The sequence below is a fragment of the Nocardioides sp. genome (assembly GCF_025964975.1).
GTDB lineage: Bacteria > Actinomycetota > Actinomycetes > Propionibacteriales > Nocardioidaceae > Nocardioides.
In genome coordinates this window covers 1-3,217 of record NZ_JAOPXV010000101.1, presented here as the reverse complement: position 1 = coordinate 3,217, position 3,217 = coordinate 1, and the positions used below count along the sequence as shown (strand labels likewise).

Annotated in this window: 4 protein-coding genes; 3 read left to right on the top strand and 1 reads right to left on the bottom strand. The window is 72.3% G+C overall.

The features are described 5' to 3' along the window. The 3 genes from JWN68_RS07150 to JWN68_RS07140 all read left to right on the top strand — a co-directional run. Positions 1-271, top strand: a 271-nt coding sequence (locus tag JWN68_RS07150) for an aminotransferase class V-fold PLP-dependent enzyme (protein ID WP_297736737.1), incomplete at its 5' end; no start/stop codon positions are given. After that, entirely contained in the window at positions 268-1,404 is a 1,137-nt protein-coding gene (gene mnmA, locus JWN68_RS07145) for a tRNA 2-thiouridine(34) synthase MnmA (protein ID WP_297736734.1), read from the top strand. The genes JWN68_RS07150 and mnmA, both read left to right, overlap by 4 nt. Continuing rightward, positions 1,401-2,390: a methionine synthase gene (locus JWN68_RS07140; protein WP_297736732.1), complete on the top strand. Its 990-nt coding sequence runs from the start codon at positions 1,401-1,403 to the stop codon at positions 2,388-2,390. Before mnmA ends, JWN68_RS07140 begins: the two co-directional genes overlap by 4 nt. Before the next feature lie 9 nt (positions 2,391-2,399). On the opposite strand, the gene JWN68_RS07135 is transcribed toward JWN68_RS07140, so the two are convergent. Further along, positions 2,400-3,017, bottom strand: a complete 618-nt coding sequence (locus JWN68_RS07135) for an alpha/beta hydrolase (RefSeq protein ID WP_297736729.1) — start codon at positions 3,015-3,017, stop codon at positions 2,400-2,402. Between the last annotated feature and the right edge of the window lie 200 nt (positions 3,018-3,217).

The window sequence follows — 3,217 nt, the reverse complement described above, 5'->3', positions numbered from 1 at the left end:
CATCGGCTTCCCCGGGTGCGAGGGCGACTCGATGCTGATGCTGCTCGACGCCCGCGGCATCGAGTGCTCGACCGGCTCGGCCTGCAGCGCCGGCGTGCCCCAGCCCTCGCACGTGCTGCTGGCGATGGGGTGCGACGACGACCAGGCCCGCCACTCGCTGCGGTTCTCCCTGGGCCACACGACCACCCCTGCCGACATCGACGCCCTCGTCGAGGCGATCGGCCCGGTGGTCGAACGCGCCAGGACGGCCAAGTCGGGCGTGCGCGGATGAGGATCCTTGCTGCCATGTCGGGCGGGGTGGACTCGGCCGTCGCCGCGGCCCGCGCCGCCGAAGCCGGCCACGACGTCACGGGCATCCACCTGGCTCTCTCGCGCAACCCGCAGTCCTACCGCACGGGCGCTCGAGGGTGCTGCACCATCGAGGACAGCAACGACGCTCGCCGCGCGGCCGACATCATCGGCATCCCCTTCTACGTCTGGGACCTCTCCGACCGCTTCCACGAGGACGTCGTCGAGGACTTCATGGACGAGTACGCCGCCGGGCGTACCCCCAACCCCTGCCTGCGGTGCAACGAGAAGATCAAGTTCGCAGCCGTGCTGGACCGCGCCCTCGCCCTCGGTTTCGACGCCGTGGCGACCGGGCACTACGCGCAGCTGCGCACGGGCCACGACGGCCTGGTGGAAATGCATCGCGCCATCGACATGGGCAAGGACCAGTCCTACGTGCTCGGGGTGCTGACGCAGGACCAGTTGGCGCACTCGTTCTTCCCGCTGGGCGACACGACCAAGGACGTCGTACGCCGCGAGGCGGCCGACCGCGGCCTGCTGGTCGCCGACAAGCCGGACTCCCACGACATCTGCTTCGTTGCCGACGGCGACACCACGGGGTGGCTGAAGGAGAAGCTCGGCGACCGCAACCCCAACGACGGCGGTGACATCGTGGACGCGAGCTCGGGGGAGGTGCTGGCCCGGCACGACGGCACGGTCGGCTTCACCATCGGCCAGCGCCGTGGACTGCGCCTCGGCACGCCCGCAGCCGATGGCAAGCCGCGCTTCGTCCTCGACATCGAGCCCGTCAGCGGCACGGTCTCGGTGGGACCGCGAGAAGGACTGCGGATCGATCGGGTCTCCGGGATCAAGCCCCGGTGGTGCGGCACGGTGCCGTCGCTGCTCGACGGTCCGGACGTCACCGTGCAGCTGCGGGCGCACGGGCGAGAGCACCGGGCGGTCGTGCGCGTGGCTGTGGAGCACGACGTCGACGTCGTGGCGATCGAGCTCCTCGATCCCGCGGAGGGCATCGCCTCCGGCCAGGCCGCCGTGATCTACGAGGGGACCCGCGTCGTGGGCTCGGCCACGATCAGTGCCACGGCTCGCAGCGCTGCGCTGAGCGGGGCGCCTGCATGACGATGGCCACGGGAGTCGGGTCCATGCCGGGCGAGGACGACCGGGACTACGCCGAGGCGGTGCGTCTCTCGCTCGGAGAGCTCCCCGAGCTGCCCTTCGTGCCGGAGGTCCCGGGTCGGGGACCGGGAGCCGGCATGACCGGTCGGGCGCTCGCCGTCGTCGTCGGCATCGGGGTGGACCTCCAGCCCGCCGGGTGGCGCCTGACCGACGCGTCGGGGGTCGACCACCGACGCGCGCGCTCGCTGCTGGCCCAGGACCTCGACCAGGTCGAGGAGCAGGCCCAGGGCTACACCGGCGCCTTCAAGACGCAGGTGACCGGCCCCTGGACGCTGGCTGCCACGTGTGAGAAGCCGCGCGGCGACAAGGTGCTGTCCGACCACGGCGCCCGTCGTGACCTCACCCAGGCACTGGCCGAGGGCCTGCTGGGTCACGTCGCCGACCTGAAGCGCCGTCTCCCCGGGGTCGACCGGCTGATCGTGCAGGTCGACGAGCCCGCCCTGCCCGCAGTGCTGGCCGGCTCGATCCCCACGGCGTCCGGCTTCGGGCGGCACCGCACCGTTCACCCACCCGAGGCGTCAGCAGCCCTCGAGGTCGTCCTCGGTGCCATCGTCGAGGCAGGTGCCGAACCATGGGTGCACTCGTGCGCCCCGGGGGTGCCGTGGGGCCTGGTCGCCGGGGCCGGGGCCCGAGGACTGTCGGTCGACCACGACGTGCTGGTGCCGCAGGACCTCGATGCGCTGGCGCAGGCGCTCGATGACGGAGCCGTCGTCGCGCTCGGGGTCGTGCCGACGACCGACTCGGGCGCCGTACCCTCCGAGACCGCGCTGACCGAGAGCGTGCTCCGCTGGCTGGACATGCTGGGCCTGGATCCGGCGGAGGTCCGCGAGCGCTTGGTGATCACGCCGTCGTGCGGGCTGGCGGGCGCGTCGCCGGGCTGGTCGCGCGACGCCTTGGGCCTGGTGGCCACCGTCGCCGGCAACCTCTGAGGCGACCGGTCAGTCGGCCAGCACACCCAGGCTGGCGCTCCATGCGACCGCGTTCCAGGCAGCGGCGCCCTTGAGCATGTAGTGCCCGACCGGTCCCATGTCGTGCATCTCGGCACTCGCCGCGACGGCGCGGGCGCGTTCGACGTACGCCGCAGTCGCCGTGAACGACGTGATCCGGTCGCTGCGTCCGTGTGCGACCACCAGGTGCCGGCCTGCCAGGGCGTTGATGCTCTCGCCACCGGGCAGCCAGGGTGCGAGTCCGACCACGCCCTGAACCTGTGGATCGTCGGCCACATGGACGGCGACCCGCGCCCCCATCGAGTGGCCGAGGAGGGTGAGCGGCACGCCGGAGTGTTCTGCCCGCACCTGGTCGAGGGCCCAGCGGGCGTCGGCGATCGGGTCGCGACCGCCGTTCCAGCCGCGCTGGCGGTAGCGGAGCAGCCAGACGCTGATCCCCTCGGCGTGGGCATGGGGGGCGATGGCGCGCTGCATGGCCAGCGACCGCTGCCACGACAGGCTCCGGCCGCCGACCGCCTCGGAGGAGCGGTCCTTGCCGCCGTGGAACATCAGGATCAGGGCGCGGGGACTCCCCGGGGCGTCTGACCTGGTCAGGATGGGCTCGCTCACATGTCTCCTTCGGAGCAGAGGGTGGCTGCGGATGGGGTACGACGACGGTCCGCCCGCGGAGGCGGACGGACCGGCGTGGTGTGCAAAGTGTTGCGGCGGCTGGTCAGCCGACGTGGACCCCTTCGGGACCGTCGGTCGCGAGTTCCTCGTGCTTGACGTCGAGGAAGATCCAGATCACGGCGGACGCCGCGAGCATCAGG

Coding starts and splice junctions, on each gene's coding strand:
- mnmA (WP_297736734.1), top strand. CDS start 268: ATGAGGATCCTTGCTGCCATGTCGGGCGGGGTGGACTCGGCCGTCGCC.
- JWN68_RS07140 (WP_297736732.1), top strand. CDS start 1,401: ATGACGATGGCCACGGGAGTCGGGTCCATGCCGGGCGAGGACGACCGG.